This window comes from Devosia sp. A369 (assembly GCF_054489345.1).
Genome location: NZ_JBTMWV010000004.1, coordinates 25,833 through 41,226 on the forward strand (window position 1 = coordinate 25,833; position 15,394 = coordinate 41,226).

Below are 15,394 nucleotides of genomic sequence, written 5' to 3' on the forward strand. Positions count from 1 at the left end.
ATCATCTCCTGAGCAGGTTATTTGCCGGCGCCGGCGATCTGGTCGCCGTCGCGGGTGAGGTAAAAGGCGGCCAGAATGGGCAGGGTGGTAACCAGCACCACAATCATGGCGACGACATTGGTCACCGGGCGCTGACGCGGCCGGACCAGTTCCTCCAGCATCCATAGCGGCAGCGTCTGCTGCTGCCCGGAGGTGAAGGTGGTGACAATCACTTCGTCAAACGACAGCGCGAAGGCCAGCATGCCACCGGCCAGCAAGGCCGTGCCGATATTGGGCAGGATGACATGGCGGAAAGTCTGGAAGCCGTCGGCACCGAGGTCCATCGAGGCCTCGATCAGCGACTTGGAGGTGCGGCGGAACCGCGCCACCGCATTGTTGTAAACCACCACGACGCAGAAGGTGGCGTGGCCCAGCACAATGGTCCAGAAGCTGAACGGGATTTCGGCGATGCTGAAGGCCGAGCGCAAGGCGATACCGGTGATGACGCCGGGCAGGGCGATGGGCAGAATGACCAGCAGCGAAATCGTCTCGCGGCCGAAAAACTGCGTCTGGCTCACCGCCGCCGCGCACAGTGTGCCGAGCACCAGCGCGATGGCGGTGGAAATACTCGCCACCTGCACCGACAGCGTCAGCGCCTGCCACACGTCGGGCCGGTTCCAGGTCACCTCGAACCATTTCAGCGTGAAGCCCGGCGGCGGCCATTGATAGCTCTTCTCCTCGGTGGTGAAGGCATAGATGAAGATCAGCACCAGGGGCGCGATCAGGAAGATCAGCCCGGCGGCCGAAGCTATCTTGAGGCCCAGCGGAGCCCGCGTCAGGTCAGAGCGCATCGAATGCCCCCTTCTTCTTGGCGGCCCACAGATAGAGGCCCATGATCAGGATCGGCACCACGGTGAAGGCGGCGGCCAGCGGGATATTCCCGGCCGTGCCCTGGTGCTGGTACACGGCCTGGCCGATGAACAGGCGCGAGGTGCCGACGATCTGGGGAATGATGTAATCGCCCAGCGTCAGCGAGAAAGTGAAGATCGAGCCGGCGATCACCCCAGGCAGCGCCAGTGGGAAAATCACCTTCCAGAAGGTCTGGAACGGCGTGGCCCCGAGGTCCGACGAGGCGTCGGTCAGATTGACCGGCACCCGCTCGATTGCCGCCTGCGTCGGCAGGATCATGTAGGGCATCCACACATAGACAAAGACCAGGAAGGTGCCGAGATAGCTGATCGACAGCGAGCTGCCGCCGACCACCGGGAGGGCCAGAATGGCGTCGAGCACGAAGGTGATATGCAACTGGGCGAAGATCCAGTTCAGGATGCCTTCCTTGGCCAGGATCAGCTTCCAGGCATAGATCTTGACCAGATAGCTCGACCACAGCGGCAGCATGACGCCGAGATAGAACAGCGCCTTCCATTTGCCGCGCACATAGCGCGCCGCCATATAGGCGATGGGAAAGGCGATCACCGCCGAGGCCAGGGTCACGGCGCTGGCCATCAGCACGGTGCGGATGATGATGTCGAGATTGGCCGGGCGGAACAATTCGCCATAGCTCTTGAGCGTCAGGTGCGAATAGTCGACTACGCCGCTGAATTCGTCGATGGCGTAAAAGCTCTGCGCCAATAGCGCCAGCAGCGAGCCGATATAGACCACGCCGAGCCACAGCAAAGGCGGGGCCAGCAACAGCGCTACGAACAGTTTGGGGTGGCGCCACAATTGATCCGACAGCCAGCCGAGAGCCCCCGGACGCCGCTCATTTATGGCAATGGTGAGGGCCGGGGTGCTCATTGCTCACCCTCCATCAGATGCAGCGCGCTGCGCTCGAAGGCGAGGCCGGTGCGCGCGCCAATGGCGGGCAATTCGTGGCCCGAAGGCACCAGTGCATGGATGCTGCCGCCATCGACATCAATGCCGACCCGCGTCGTCGCGCCCAGATAATTCTTGGTCGTCACCACGCCGGCCAGCGCGCTGCCTGCCTCGGGCACCAGCCGCACGGCTTCGGTGCGGAGGCTCGCCCAGCGCCGCTCGCCGGTCAGCACCGCCACCTGGCCGGGATTGAGCACGTTGGAGGAGCCGACGAAATCAGCGACAAAGCGGCTATTGGGCCGGGCATAGATTTCCTCGGGCGTGCCGACCTGAATGACGCGACCACCCGAAAACACCGCCACCCGATCCGCCATCGACAGCGCCTCGCCCTGATCATGGGTGACGAAAATAAAGGTGATGCCCAGCGCCTTTTGCAGCGACTTCAGCTCTTCCTGCATGCTTTCGCGCAGCTTGAGATCGAGCGCGCCCAGCGGCTCATCGAGCAGCAACACCTTGGGCCGGTTGACCAGCGCCCGAGCCAGGGCCACGCGCTGCCGCTGCCCACCCGATAATTCCGAGGGACGCCGCGCGCCATAGCCATCCAGCTTCACCATCTCCAGCGCCGCTTCGGCGGCCTTGTCGCGCTCGGCTCGCGGCACCTTTTTCAGCATCAGCGAATAGGCGACATTGTCCAACACGTTCAGATGCGGGAACAGCGCATAGTCCTGGAACACCGTGTTGACGTTGCGCCGATAGGGCGGCACGCCGGTGGCATTCTCGCCGAAAATCTCGATATGGCCGAGCGTGGGTTGCTCAAAGCCGGCAATCACCCGCAGGCATGTGGTCTTGCCCGATCCCGATGGGCCCAGCATGGCGAAAAATTCGCCGCTGACGATATCGAGATCGACCTGATCCATGGCCTTGATCGGGCCGAAATGGCGCGAAACGCCTTGCAGGGACACAGCAACGGTCATTTTTAGCAGCTCCGTTTCCGACGGCGGACACACCGCCGCGCAGCACAGCCTTTGCCGGCCGGCCAGACAGGATCGTCAGAATTCAACTGGGGCAGGGTGGGGGAGGCAGCCTGCCTCCCCCCTTGGTCGGGCGGTCAGCGGCCGCCGATCACGCCGATATAGTCCGAGACCCAGCGATAATAGGGCACGCATTCGCCCTGGGTGCACTGCGTGGTCGGGGTGCGCCAGAACTTGACCTGGTCGAACTGGTCATAGCCATTATCGGTGCAGCCGGTGGCGCCCAGCAGCTCATTGCCCTGGCACGCAGCCGGGACCGAGGGGTTGGCGCCGAACCAGGCCGAGACGTCGCCCTGGACCTTGGGGGCGAGCGAATGCTCCATCCACATATAGGCGCAGTTCGGATGCGCGCTGTTGGCGTGCAGCATGGTGGTATCGGCCCAGCCGGTGGTGCCTTCCTCGGGGAACACCGAGGTCACCGGACTGTCGGCTTTGAGGATATTGACCTGGAACGGCCACGAGCCGGACGCGGCCACGCCTTCATTCTTGAAGTCATCGATCTGGATGAAGGCGTCGTGCCAGTAGCGGCCAACCAGCGTGCGCTGCACGCGCAGCAGCTCGAGCGCGGCGGCATACTGCTCTTCGTTCAACTCATACGGGCTGGTAATGCCCAGCTCGGGCTTGTGCGCCATCAGATAATTGGCGGCGTCGGCAATATAGATCGGGCCGTCATAGGCCTGGATGCGGCCGGCATTGGGCTGCCCATCGGGGAAGTCCATCGGCTCGAACACCACATTCCAGCTGGTCGGCGGCGTGTCGCCAAACACTTCGGTATTATACATCAGCACGTTGGGACCCCAGACATAGGGAGTGCCGTAATGCACGTCGTCAATGGTGTGCCAGGCGGCGTTCTGGATGCGCGGATCGAGCGTCGACCACGACGGGATCAGCGCGGTATTGATCGGCTGCACCTTGCCGCCGGCAATCAGCCGCTGCGAAGCGTCGCCCGAGGCGGTGACCAGGTCGAAGCCGCCTTCATTCATCAGCGCCACCATTTCGTCCGAGGTCGCGGCGGTCTTGACCGAAACCTGGCAGCTGGTGGCTTTTTCGAAATCACTCACCCAGTCATAGGCCGGGTCGGTTTCGCCGCGCTCGATATAGCCGGCCCAGGCGACGATGCTCAATTCGCCTTCGCCGGCGCCCAGCGCCTGCAATGCTTCGGCGCCCATGGCCTGGGCGGAAAATACAGTCGCCATGGCAATGGCGGTACAGGTGCGTAACACAGACGTCATTTTGTCCTCCCAAAATCGCCGGTCCCCGCCAGCTATGGAAAGAGTACGCCCCGCATTAACTTTCGCAAATTCATTCGACAGATAGATGATATCGGCAAAATCGATACCACGCGTTCAGAACTTGCGCTGGTTCTGCTGTGCCTGCACTAAGCCGATGAAATCGCGGGCGGATTGCGGCAGATCTGAGCCGCGTCGCCACACCATGCCGACCTGAACCACCGGCAAACTTCCCGAGATAATCCGGTTTTCGATGCGGTCGCCTTCCAGCGACCAGGGCCGATACACCAGATCGGGCAGGATCGCGACGCCCGCTCCGGTCGCCACCAGACTGCGCACCGCTTCCACCGAGCGGGTACGAAACGCGACGCGCGGTTTGGTGCCGAGCGCCGACAGCAGCTTGCCGGTATTCTCCTCGGTCTCGTCCACCGTCAGCATGATCAGCGGCTCGGGCACGATATCCTCGATCTGGATCACATCGGCAGAAGCCAGCCGGTGCCCCAGCGGCAGCCACAGCCGATAGGACGAGGTCTCGAAGATTTCCGCCTGCAGGGCATGGCGATCCTGCAAATCGGAAATCACCATCACCGCGACATCCAGCTCGCCGCCGATCAGCAGATGTTCGAGATAGTCGCGATTATCCTCAATCGCCGTCACCTGCACCGCCGGATAGGCCCGCCGGTAGCGCGCCAGCAATTCGGACAGCACATAGCCGGCCACCAGCGACGTCACCCCCAGCGCCAGCGGGCTAGGCGGCGCCGAGGCCACTTCCACAAAGCTCCGCCGCGCATCCTGCACCCCGGACAGAATACGCGCGGCATGACGATGAAACTGATGTCCCTGATGGGTAATATTGAGCCCGCGTCGATGCCGCTCAAACAGCGACACCCCCAGATCAAGCTCCAGGTCGCGGATCGCCTCGGTCACCGCCGATTGCGAGATCGACAAATTCTGCGCCGCACCCGACACAGTGCCGTGCTCAGCCACGGCGATAAAATATTGCAATTGGCGCAGGGTGAAGGACATGGCCTTCACCCTAGCCGGACTTCGATCAGTCGGCGAGCCCGCCCAGGCAGGCATATTTGAGTTCGGTGAACTCCAATATCCCGTGCTGCGAGCCCTCGCGCGAATTGCCGCTTTCCTTGACCCCACCAAACGGCGCCAGTTCGGTAGAAATCAACCCGGTATTGATGCCCACCATGCCGTATTCCAACCCCTCCATGACGCGGAAAATCCGCCCCACATCGCGGGCATAAAAATACGCCGCCAACCCGGTCTCGGTGTCATTGGCGGCCGCAATCACCTCCGCCTCAGTCTCGAAGCGGAACACCGCCGCCAGCGGCCCAAACGTCTCCTCATTGGCCAGCGTCATCCCGGCATTGGCCCCGGTAAGCACCGTCGGCTCAAAAAACGTCCGCCCGAGCGCATGGCGCTGCCCGCCCAGCCGCACCGTCGCGCCCTTGGCTTTGGCGTCTGCAATATGATCCTCCACCTTGCGCACCGCCGCCTCGGTGATCAGCGGCCCCTGGTTGACCCCCTCGGCAAAACCATCGCCCACCTTCAGCGCCGCCACCCGCGCCACCAGCTTGTCCACGAACGCATCATGCACGCTGGCCTGCACATAGAAGCGATTGGTGCAAACGCAGGTCTGCCCCATATTGCGGTATTTCGAGACAATCGCGCCTTCCACCGCCGCATCGAGATCGGCGTCATCAAACACGATAAACGGCGCATTGCCGCCCAGCTCCAGCGCCACTTTCTTGACCGTGGTGGCGGCCTGCGCCATCAAGATCTTGCCCACCGCCGTCGAGCCGGTGAACCCCACCAGCCGCACCTTGGGATGGCTGGTCAGCACCCCGCCAATGGCCTTGGCATCGCCGGTCACCACATTGATCGTACCCGCCGGAAAACCCGCGCGCTGCGCCAGTTCGGCCAGTGCCAGCGCCGTCAGTGGCGTTTCCAGCGCCGGCTTGACCACCACCGTACAGCCCGCCGCCAGTGCCGGGGCGATCTTGCGGGTAATCATCGCCGCCGGGAAATTCCACGGCGTAATCGCCGCTACCACGCCAATCGGCTGGCGCAGCACCAGCAGGCGCGCATCGGCGCGATGGCTGGGCAGCATTTCGCCGGCGATGCGCTTGGCCTCTTCGGCATAAAATTCGATATAGGACGCAGCATAGTCGATTTCGCCCAGCGCCTCGGCCAGCGGCTTGCCCTGTTCGCTGGTCAGGATCACCGCCAGATCCTGCCGGTTGGCCACCACCAGATTGAACCAGTCGCGCAAAATTTTGCTGCGTTCCTTGGCCGTACGGGCGCTCCAGCCGGGCAGGGCGGCGGCCGCCGCTTCCACCGCCTGGGTCGCCTCAGCCGCCCCGAACGCCGGCACCTGACCCACCACATCGCCACTGGCCGGGTTGGTCACATCGATGCTGGCCGCGCCAACGAAGCGCCCATCGAGAAACGCCTGGTTCTTGAACAGGCTGCTATCGGCAAGATTGTGCATGGCCATATCCTTAGTTCCGCGCCGCAATCAGCGCGGCTTCGAGCTTGTCCAGCCCCTCATCCAGCAGCGCGTTCGAGATGGTGAGCGGGTTGAGCAGCCGGATGCTATTGCCATGGATGCCGCAGGACAACAGGATCAACCCATCCGCCAGCGCCGCCTGAATGACCCGCTTGGTCGCCGCCGCATCCGGCCCGCCATCCGCGCCCACAATATCGAACGCCACCATCGCGCCAGGCCCGCGAATAAACGCAATCGGGGTAATATCATTGCGCCGCGCCGTAATCTCCAGCGCCGCCTTGATCCGCTCCCCAATCCTATTGGCCCGCTCGACCAGCCCTTCCTCGGCAATCACCTCCAACACCGCCAGCGCCGCCGCACAGGCCATCGGGCTCCCCGCATAAGTGCCGCCCAGCCCGCCGGCTTCCGGCGCGTCCATGATCTCGGCCCGCCCAATCACCCCCGACAGCGGAAACCCACCCGCCAACGCCTTGGCCACCGTCACCAGATCTGGCTCCACTCCCGAATGCTCGATGCCAAACATCTTGCCCGTCCGGGCGAAGCCCGTCTGGATTTCATCGGCAATCAGCACGATGCCATGCTGATCGGCAACCTGCCGCAGCGCCACCAGCAGCTCGGTCGGCGCCGGCAGAAACCCGCCTTCGCCCTGCACCGGTTCGATGATGATGGCCGCCACCTCGCTCGGATCGATATCGGCTCGAAACAGCGTCTCCAGCGCCCGCAGGCTCTCACCCACACTGACGCCATGCGATTCCGCCGGGAACGGCACGTGAAAAATCCCCGGCGGCGAAATGCCGAATTTCTTCTTGTACGGCGCCACCTTGCCGGTCAGGGCCATGGTGAAAGTGGTGCGGCCATGAAACCCGCCGCTGAACGCAATCACACCGGGCCGCCCGGTATGCGCCCGCGCGATTTTCACTGCATTCTCCACCGCCTCGGCCCCGGTCGAAAACAGCACCGATTTGGCCGGCCCTGAAAACGGCGCCAGCGCATTCAGCCGCTCGCAGACCGCCACATAGGGCTCATAGGGCACGATCTGAAACGCGGTATGGGTAAACTTGTCGAGCTGCGCCTGCACCGCCGCCATCACCTTGGGATGGCGGTGGCCGGTATTGAGCACGGCAATGCCGGCAGCAAAGTCGATATAGCGCTTGCCCTCGACGTCCCACAATTCGCTGCCCTCGGCGCGCTGGGCAAACACCGGAAAGGCGGTGCCGATGCCGCGCGGCAAGGCCGTCTGGCGGCGGGTCTGCAGGCTGGCATTGTCGGTCATGGCAAGTCTCCTCAATGCGCCCAGCCTAGGCCGTTGCCGGGCCAGGGCGGTATGTGATTATGTGGGGCAGTGTGGTGCATCCATGTTGCCACCGGAGACGCCCGCCATGCCCGACGATTCCGCCTCGCGCCTGCCGCCTTTGCTGATGCTGCGCGCTTTCGAGGCCACCGGCCGCACCGGCTCGATGCGCAAGGCCGCCGATGATCTCGGCGTCAGCCACACCGTGGTCAGCCGCCATGTGCGTAATCTGGAGGCCTGGATGGGCCGCAAGCTGCTCACCGCCGGGCCGCGCGGCGTCACGCTGACCGATGAAGGCCAGATCCTCCTCGCTTCGGTCAGCAAGGCCTTCCGCCTGATCGCCAATACCGCCGGCGAATTGCGCTCGGCCCGGGCCGGGGCCATGCTGCGCATTTGGTGCATTCCCGGGCTCGCCACCCGCTGGCTGACCCCGCGCCTCGCCATCATTGAGGAGATTTTGCGTGGCACCGAGGTGGTGCTGCGCTCCACCGACGCCATGCCCGATTTTGCCAGCGGCGAAGCCGATCTGGTCATCGGCTTCGGCGATTTCGACACGCTTGCCGCAGGCGGAATGCCGCTATTGCGCCCGCGTATGTTTCCGCTCGCCAGCCCGCAATGGCTGGCCACCCACGGCACGCCAAAATCGCTGGCCGACCTGCCCAACTGGCCGCTGATCCATGAGGCCAGCCACCGCCAATGGACCGACTGGTTCGAGGCGGCCGGGGTAGGGGCCGGCCATCGCCTGCACGGCCCGCGCCTCTGGGATTCCAGCCTCGGGCTCGACGCGGCGAGCGCCAATCAGGGCATCGTGCTGGGCAGCCGCATTCTGGCCGCTGACGATCTGTCCAGCGGCCGGCTGGTGGAACTGTTCGACACCAATATCCGCCTCGGCGGCTACTACGTGGTCAGCGCGCCCCAGCGCCGCGGCAATCCCGCCATCGACCGGCTGGTCGCCTGGCTCGGCACCGAACTGGCATTGGCCGAACAGGATCGCTAGCGCTGCTGCAATCTACGCCTGCAGGCGGATATTGCCGTTCATGAAATAGCGCTGGAATAGCGGGCTGGTGGCGGCGCCGATGGCGCGGGCGTTGCCGCCCACGGTGCCGGCTTCGATGCGGGGGGCGATCAGCCCGCGCATGTCCTGATTGTTCAGATAGCGGCGGGTGCGCTCGACCAGCGCATGCTTGACCGCATCGGGAAAGGCGCCATCGATCAGGATGGCTTCGAAATCGATCACCGAACAGACCGAGAGGCTCGCCTTGGCCAGTTCCTGCGCCGTCTGCCCGAGCCAGGGATCGACCAGCCGCGATAGCCCGCTCCAGTCCTGCGGCTGCGCCCACAGCGCCTGCGGGTCGAGCCCGACTTCGGTCAGCCGTGTCTCCAGCAAATGGATCGAGGCGGTGTCGATCAATTGCTGGCTTTCGCCATGCGGGCCAAAACTGCGCAGCGAGCCCAGCGCCCCGGCATTGCCCTGATGGCCCTGATACACCGAGTGGTTGAGCACCACGCCGCCGCCAATAAAGGCGCCGATGAAGAAATAGGCGTAGTCGCGGAATTCCTTGCCCCGCCCATAAATATGCTCGGCCTGGCAACCGGCGGTGGCGTCATTGACCACGCTGACCGGTAAATCGGTGAAGCTGGCCAGTTGGGCAGCGAAATCGACGCCCTTCCAGGAATACAGCGCCTCGGCCGGCGCGCGGACCAGCTCGTTCCAGCGCCACAGCTCAAACGGAATCGCGATGCCGATGCCGCAGATGCGGGTGACTTCCACCGGGGTGCATTGCAGCAGCAGCGTCGTCATCCCCTCCTTGATGAAGCGGAAGATCTGCTCCGGCATCGGATATTTATAGGTGAGCTGCAATTGGTGGCGCACCGTGCCGCGAAAATCGGCCAGCAGCAGCACCGCGCTGCGCCGCCCCACCTTGCAACCGAACGACAACACCCCATCCTCGGCCAGACTCATCGGCACCGATGGCTTGCCCACCTTGCCCTTGATCGGGGTGCCGCGACTCAGCAGTCCCTCGGCCTCCATTTCGCGCAAAATGATCGACACCGTCTGCGGTGACAAATTCGCCAGCCGCGCCAGATCGCTGCCCGCCGTAGGGCCATTGCGCTGCAACAAGGTCAGCAGCAGCCGTTCGTTATAGTCACGAACGCCACTCTGGTTCACGCCGCTGCTAAGGGTTCTGATGATTGGTTTGCCCATGGCGAGCACCATAAGCGGCGTCCGATCAGCCGGGAAGATACCCGGCATCGAATAAATAAATAAATGAGATTTATATATTGACGGGCTGCCAAAAACTGCGCCACGATGCTGGCGTCGGATCGAAAGATCAGTGGCTGCGGATCAGGGAGGAGCCCAATTCGCCGCCCACCAGGGAGAGATAAATTGAACAAGCTGCTTTTGAGCACGGCGCTGTGCCTTGCCGGCCTGTCCGTGCCTGTCATGGCCCAGGATGCTATTACCGCCTGCCTCATCACCAAGACCGATACCAACCCGTTCTTCGTCAAGATGCGCGAAGGCGCCGAGGCCAAGGCCGCCGAATTGGGCGTGACGCTGAAATCCTATGCCGGCAAGGTCGATGGCGACCATGAAACCCAGGTCGCGGCCATCGAGACCTGCATTGCCGATGGCGCCAAGGGCATTCTGATCACCGCCTCGGACACCTCGTCCATCGTGCAGTCGGTGCAGCAGGCACGCACTGCCGGCCTGCTGGTGATCGCGCTCGATACCCCGCTGACCCCGGCCGATGCCGCCGACGCCACCTTCGCCACCGACAATTTCCTCGCCGGTGAACTGATCGGCAAATGGACCGCCGGCACGCTCGGCGCCGAAGCCGCCAATGCCAAGATTGCCATGCTCGATCTGGGCATCAGTCAGCCCACCGTCGACGTGCTGCGCGATCAGGGGTTCCTCCAGGGCTTTGGCATCGAACTGGGCGATCCCAATAAATGGGGCGACGAAACCGATCCGCGCATCGTTGGCCATGATGTGACCGCCGGCAACGAGGAGGGCGGCCGCAAGGCGATGGAAAACCTGCTCGCCAAGGACCCGATGATCAACGTTGTTTACACCATCAACGAGCCCTCGGCAGCGGGCGCCTATGAAGCGCTCAAATCCATTGGCCGCGAAAATGACGTGACCATCGTCTCGGTCGACGGCGGCTGCCCCGGCGTCGCCAACATCAAGGACGGCGTCATCGGCGCCACCTCCCAGCAATATCCCCTGCAGATGGCCGCACTTGGCGTCGAGGCCATCAAGGCCTGGGCCGATACCGGCGTGAAGCCGGAACCCACCCCCGGCAAGGAATTCTTCGATACCGGGGTGAAGCTGGTGACCGACGCGCCAGTGGCTGGCGTCGACAGCATTGACAGCACCGAGGGCACGGCGCTCTGCTGGGGCTAAAGCAAGGGGCGAAAAGGTGGGAACCGGCTTTTCGCTTCGAATCTTGCGACAACCAGAGTGTGCCTTAACCTGAGTGCGTATGCCCGGGGGCGGACCATGATTCCGCCCCTATTCGATACCAATGGGGGAGGAGAGCCCATGCCCAGCGAAGCCGACATGGATGCGGCCAGCGCCGCGCGCAACGAGACGGTCGCCACATTCGATCACCAGCCGACCGGACTGCTGTCGCGGCTGCAACACGCCCTGCACAGCACGCCGTCGCTGGTGCCGCTGATCGTTCTGGTGCTGTCGATCATCATTTTTGGCGCGCTGCTGGGGGGCAAGTTCTTCTCCTCCTTCGCGCTGACGCTCATCCTCCAGCAGGTCGCCATTGTCGGCATTGTCGGCGCCGCGCAATCGCTGGTCATTCTCACCGCCGGCATTGATCTGTCGGTCGGCGCCATCATGGTGCTCAGCTCGGTGATCATGGGCCAGTTCACCTTCCGCTACGGCCTGCCGCCAGTGGTATCGATCGGCATTGGCCTGATCGCCGGCACGGCGGTCGGCTATCTCAATGGCTGGCTGGTCGCGGTGGTCAAGCTGCCGCCCTTCATCGTCACCTTGGGCGTCTGGCAGATCGCGCTGGCCACCAATTTCCTCTACTCGGGCAATGAAACCATCCGCGCCCAGGAGATCGAAACCCAGGCGCCGATCCTGCAATTTTTCGGCCAGACCATCAATTTCGGCGGCGCGGTGTTCACCTATGGGGTGATCTTCTTCGTGCTGCTGGTGCTGCTGCTGGCCTATGTGCTGCGCCACACCGCCTGGGGCCGCCACGTCTATGCCGTGGGCGACGATCCCGACGCGGCCGAGCTGTCCGGCGTCAACACCAAGCGCATCCTGATCTCGGTCTATATGCTGTCGGGGCTGATCTGTGCCTTTGCCGGCTGGGCATTGATCGGGCGCATCGGCTCGGTCTCGCCCACCTCCGGCCAGTCGGCCAATATCGAAAGCATCACCGCCGTGGTGATTGGCGGCATCTCGCTGTTTGGCGGGCGCGGCTCGATCCTGGGCATGCTGTTCGGGGCGCTGATCGTCGGCGTCTTCTCGCTCGGCCTGCGCCTGCTCGGCGCCGATGCGCAATGGACCTATCTGCTGATCGGCGTGCTGATCATCGCCGCCGTCGCCGTGGACCAGTGGATCAGAAAGGTGTCGCTATGACCGAACCCCTGCTCAAGGCGCGCAACCTCTCCAAGCGCTATGGCCGCGTCACAGCGCTCGACAATTGCGACTTCGATCTGATGCCGGGGGAAATCCTCGGCGTCATCGGCGACAACGGCGCCGGCAAATCCTCGCTGATCAAGGCCCTGTCGGGGGCCATCATTCCCGACACCGGCGAGGTGTTCCTCGATGGGCAGAAGGTCAATTTCACCTCGCCCATCGATGCCCGCAATGCCGGGGTGGAAACCGTCTATCAGACGCTGGCCATGTCGCCGGCCCTGTCGATTGCCGACAATATGTTCATGGGCCGCGAACTGCGTAAGCCGGGCATTCTCGGCTCGGTCTTCCGCCAGCTCGACCGCTCGGCCATGGAGCGCATCGCCCGCGAAAAGCTCTCCGATCTGGGGCTGATGACCATCCAGAACATCAATCAGGCGGTGGAAACCCTGTCCGGCGGCCAGCGTCAGGGCGTGGCGGTGGCGCGCGCCGCCGCCTTTGGCAGCAAGGTCATCATTCTCGATGAACCCACCGCCGCCCTCGGCGTCAAGGAATCCCGCCGCGTGCTCGAACTGATCCAGGATGTCCGCGCCCGCGGCATTCCGATCATCCTGATCAGCCACAACATGCCCCATGTCTTCGAGGTCGCCGACCGCATTCATGTCCACCGCCTCGGCCGCCGCCTCTGCGTCATCGACCCCAAGGACTACACCATGTCCGACGCCGTGGCCTTCATGACCGGCGCCAAGGGCGCCCCCGGCGGCGCTGTCGCGGCCTAGCCATCAGCGGTCCACCCGGCGCGTCACGGGTGGACCCAACCCATATTATGATTGAAGCGCTCTACTTAATATGCGACCTGCGGCTATTGTCTTGCCCGCCCCCATATTCAGTAGCCTTTCATGCTCAAGCGCTTTTTCTCCTATTACGCCCCCTATAAGGGCCTGTTCATTCTCGATTTCGGCTGCGCCATCATTGCCGGCCTGCTCGAACTCGCCTTCCCGATGGCAGTGGCCTATTTCATCGACCAGCTGCTGCCGCGCTCCGAATTCGGCTTCATCCTGATCGCCGGCGCCGCATTGCTGGCGATCTATGTGCTCAATGCGGTGCTGATGGGGGTGGTCAATTATTTCGGCCACATGCTCGGCATCGGCATCGAGACCGACATGCGCCGCCAGGTCTTCGACCATCTGCAAAAGCTCAGCTTCAGCTTTTTCGACAACAACAAGACCGGCCATCTGATCACCCATGTGACCAAGGATCTTGAGGATGTCGGCGAGGTGGCCCATCACGGCCCCGAAGACGTGTTCCTTGCCATTATGACCTTCATCGGCGCCTTCGTGCTGATGTTCACCGTCAATTGGCAACTGGCGCTGATCACCACGCTGATCGTGCCGGTGATGACCTGGCTGGTCAGCCGCTATGGCGCCAGGATGACCCAGAATTGGCGCACTTTGTTCCGTCAGGTCGGCGACTTCAACACCCGCATCGAGGACTCGATCGGCGGCATTCGCGTGGTGAAAGCCTTCGCCAATGAGTCCCACGAAGCCAAGCTGTTCGCCGGCAACAACAATGCCTATCGCCAGACCAAGCTGCAGGCCTACGCCTATATGACGGCCAGCGTCACCATCACCTATCTCAGCACGCGCCTCGTGCAATTGGTGGTCATGCTGGTCGGCGCCTGGCTGGTGGTGCAGGGCGAGCTGACCAATGGCGGCTTTGTCAGCTTCCTGCTGCTGGTCAACGTCTTCATGCGCCCGGTCGACAAGATCACCGGCGTGCTCGAAAGCTACCCCAAGGGCATTGCCGGCTTCCGCCGCTTCACCAAGCTGATCGACACCGCCCCCGATATCGCCGACCGCCCCGGCGCCCAGGCGGTGACCCACCTCAACGGCGACATCATCTTCGACAATATCGGCTTTGCCTATGAAGACGGTCGCAGCGTCCTCGACGGCGTCAGCCTCACCATCAATGCCGGCGAAACCGTCGCCATTGTCGGCCCCTCCGGCGCCGGCAAGACCACGCTCTGCTCGCTGCTGCCGCGCTTTTACGAGCTGAACAGCGGCTCGATTTCCATCGACGGCATCGACATCCGCGACATGACCCAGACGTCATTGCGCAGCCAGATCGGCATCGTGCAGCAGGACGTGTTCCTGTTCGGCGGCACCATTCGCGAAAACATCGCCTACGGCCAGCTCGGCGCCACTGACGACGCCATCATGGAAGCGGCCCGCCGCGCCCGCTTCGACACGGTGATCAAGCGTCTGCCCGAGGGCCTCGATACCGTGGTCGGCGAGCGCGGGGTCAAGCTCTCCGGCGGCCAGAAGCAGCGCATCGCCATCGCCCGAATATTCCTCAAAAACCCACCCATCCTGATCCTCGACGAAGCCACCTCCGCCCTCGACACCGCCACCGAAGTCGCCATTCAGCGCTCGCTGAGCGAGCTGTCCCAAGGCCGCACCACCCTGGTTATCGCCCACCGTCTGGCGACAATCCAGCACGCCGACCGCATCGTCGTCATCGACGAAACCGGCATCGTCGAACAAGGCACCCACACCGCCCTCCTGGCCCAAGACGGCGCCTACGCAGTGCTGCACAAAGCGCAATTTGGCTATCTGGCGGGGTAGGGAGGCGACGCTCCCTTCTGCCCTTCTCCCCTCGTGGGAGAAGGTGCCCGCAGGGCGGATGAGGGGGCTCCAGTTCGCATCAAAGCATCGGGGCTCCCCACACCCCCTCCCAACCTCCCCCATCAAGGGGGAGGTGCCGCCCAGTGGTTGTGACTCGATGGTGCCCCGACCTCGATCTGATACCTCCCCCTTGATGGGGGAGGCTAGGAGGGGGTGCCGGTTTGGGCAGAGACGATGGGTGAACCTCAATACATCCCAAAAACTCGATGTCATCCCGGCCTTGAGCCGGGACCCATCCTGA

13 protein-coding genes are annotated in these 15,394 nt (G+C 63.5%); 5 read left to right on the plus strand and 8 right to left on the minus strand.

All coding sequences use genetic code 11. The features are described 5' to 3' along the window. Positions 1-17: 17 nt before the first annotated feature. The 7 genes from ACX3OZ_RS06790 to gabT form a co-directional block, all read right to left on the minus strand. Complete coding sequence (locus tag ACX3OZ_RS06790; protein ID WP_459096269.1) at positions 18-830, minus strand: ABC transporter permease; 813 nt, start codon at positions 828-830, stop codon at positions 18-20. Next, positions 820-1,776 (minus strand): ABC transporter permease, encoded by a 957-nt coding sequence (locus tag ACX3OZ_RS06795; RefSeq protein ID WP_459104121.1) that lies wholly within the window; start codon positions 1,774-1,776, stop codon positions 820-822. The genes ACX3OZ_RS06790 and ACX3OZ_RS06795 overlap by 11 nt, the downstream gene beginning before the upstream one ends. Continuing rightward, a complete protein-coding gene (locus tag ACX3OZ_RS06800) occupies positions 1,773-2,768 on the minus strand; it encodes an ABC transporter ATP-binding protein (protein ID WP_459104122.1) in 996 nt (331 codons plus the stop codon). The genes ACX3OZ_RS06795 and ACX3OZ_RS06800 overlap by 4 nt, the downstream gene beginning before the upstream one ends. A gap of 134 nt (positions 2,769-2,902) precedes the next feature. After that, entirely contained in the window at positions 2,903-4,057 is a 1,155-nt protein-coding gene (locus tag ACX3OZ_RS06805; RefSeq protein WP_459104123.1) for an ABC transporter substrate-binding protein, read from the minus strand. Between the two features lie 114 nt (positions 4,058-4,171). Beyond that, the gene (locus tag ACX3OZ_RS06810; RefSeq protein WP_459104124.1) at positions 4,172-5,080 is read right to left on the minus strand and encodes a LysR family transcriptional regulator; all 909 of its coding nucleotides are present in this window, start codon (positions 5,078-5,080) and stop codon (positions 4,172-4,174) included. Between the two features lie 25 nt (positions 5,081-5,105). Next, positions 5,106-6,557, minus strand: coding sequence for an NAD-dependent succinate-semialdehyde dehydrogenase (locus ACX3OZ_RS06815; RefSeq protein WP_459104125.1), 1,452 nt, complete (start codon positions 6,555-6,557; stop codon positions 5,106-5,108). Positions 6,558-6,567: 10 nt separating this feature from the next. Further along, positions 6,568-7,848, minus strand: a complete 1,281-nt coding sequence (gabT, locus tag ACX3OZ_RS06820; RefSeq protein ID WP_459104126.1) for a 4-aminobutyrate--2-oxoglutarate transaminase — start codon at positions 7,846-7,848, stop codon at positions 6,568-6,570. 106 nt (positions 7,849-7,954) lie between these two features. On the opposite strand from gabT, the gene ACX3OZ_RS06825 reads away from it, so the two are divergent. Beyond that, entirely contained in the window at positions 7,955-8,863 is a 909-nt protein-coding gene (locus ACX3OZ_RS06825; RefSeq protein WP_459104127.1) for a LysR substrate-binding domain-containing protein, read from the plus strand. A gap of 12 nt (positions 8,864-8,875) precedes the next feature. On the opposite strand, the gene ACX3OZ_RS06830 is transcribed toward ACX3OZ_RS06825, so the two are convergent. After that, positions 8,876-10,072 carry an ROK family protein gene (locus ACX3OZ_RS06830; protein WP_459104128.1) on the minus strand — a complete coding sequence of 399 codons (1,197 nt, stop codon included), beginning with the start codon at positions 10,070-10,072 and terminating at the stop codon, positions 8,876-8,878. A gap of 183 nt (positions 10,073-10,255) precedes the next feature. On the opposite strand from ACX3OZ_RS06830, the gene ACX3OZ_RS06835 reads away from it, so the two are divergent. The 4 genes from ACX3OZ_RS06835 to ACX3OZ_RS06850 all read left to right on the plus strand — a co-directional run bounded on the left by ACX3OZ_RS06835 (position 10,256) and on the right by ACX3OZ_RS06850 (position 15,093). Further along, the gene (locus ACX3OZ_RS06835) at positions 10,256-11,272 is read left to right on the plus strand and encodes a substrate-binding domain-containing protein (protein WP_459096278.1); all 1,017 of its coding nucleotides are present in this window, start codon (positions 10,256-10,258) and stop codon (positions 11,270-11,272) included. Between the two features lie 138 nt (positions 11,273-11,410). Continuing rightward, a complete protein-coding gene (locus tag ACX3OZ_RS06840; protein WP_459096279.1) occupies positions 11,411-12,472 on the plus strand; it encodes an ABC transporter permease in 1,062 nt (353 codons plus the stop codon). Further along, on the plus strand, positions 12,469-13,248 hold the full coding sequence (locus tag ACX3OZ_RS06845) for an ATP-binding cassette domain-containing protein (protein WP_459096280.1): 780 nt from the start codon (positions 12,469-12,471) through the stop codon (positions 13,246-13,248). Before ACX3OZ_RS06840 ends, ACX3OZ_RS06845 begins: the two co-directional genes overlap by 4 nt. Before the next feature lie 120 nt (positions 13,249-13,368). Further along, a complete protein-coding gene (locus ACX3OZ_RS06850; RefSeq protein WP_459104129.1) occupies positions 13,369-15,093 on the plus strand; it encodes an ABC transporter ATP-binding protein in 1,725 nt (574 codons plus the stop codon). Positions 15,094-15,394: the final 301 nt, after the last annotated feature.

Bases quoted from the DNA above. Each gene is read 5' to 3' on its own strand.
- ACX3OZ_RS06790 (WP_459096269.1), bottom strand. From the start codon at position 830: ATGCGCTCTGACCTGACGCGGGCTCCGCTGGGCCTCAAGATAGCTTCG.
- ACX3OZ_RS06795 (WP_459104121.1), bottom strand. From the start codon at position 1,776: ATGAGCACCCCGGCCCTCACCATTGCCATAAATGAGCGGCGTCCGGGG.
- ACX3OZ_RS06800 (WP_459104122.1), bottom strand. From the start codon at position 2,768: ATGACCGTTGCTGTGTCCCTGCAAGGCGTTTCGCGCCATTTCGGCCCG.
- ACX3OZ_RS06805 (WP_459104123.1), bottom strand. From the start codon at position 4,057: ATGACGTCTGTGTTACGCACCTGTACCGCCATTGCCATGGCGACTGTA.
- ACX3OZ_RS06810 (WP_459104124.1), bottom strand. From the start codon at position 5,080: ATGTCCTTCACCCTGCGCCAATTGCAATATTTTATCGCCGTGGCTGAG.
- ACX3OZ_RS06815 (WP_459104125.1), bottom strand. From the start codon at position 6,557: ATGCACAATCTTGCCGATAGCAGCCTGTTCAAGAACCAGGCGTTTCTC.
- gabT (WP_459104126.1), bottom strand. From the start codon at position 7,848: ATGACCGACAATGCCAGCCTGCAGACCCGCCGCCAGACGGCCTTGCCG.
- ACX3OZ_RS06825 (WP_459104127.1), top strand. From the start codon at position 7,955: ATGCCCGACGATTCCGCCTCGCGCCTGCCGCCTTTGCTGATGCTGCGC.
- ACX3OZ_RS06830 (WP_459104128.1), bottom strand. From the start codon at position 10,072: ATGGGCAAACCAATCATCAGAACCCTTAGCAGCGGCGTGAACCAGAGT.
- ACX3OZ_RS06840 (WP_459096279.1), top strand. From the start codon at position 11,411: ATGCCCAGCGAAGCCGACATGGATGCGGCCAGCGCCGCGCGCAACGAG.
- ACX3OZ_RS06845 (WP_459096280.1), top strand. From the start codon at position 12,469: ATGACCGAACCCCTGCTCAAGGCGCGCAACCTCTCCAAGCGCTATGGC.
- ACX3OZ_RS06850 (WP_459104129.1), top strand. From the start codon at position 13,369: ATGCTCAAGCGCTTTTTCTCCTATTACGCCCCCTATAAGGGCCTGTTC.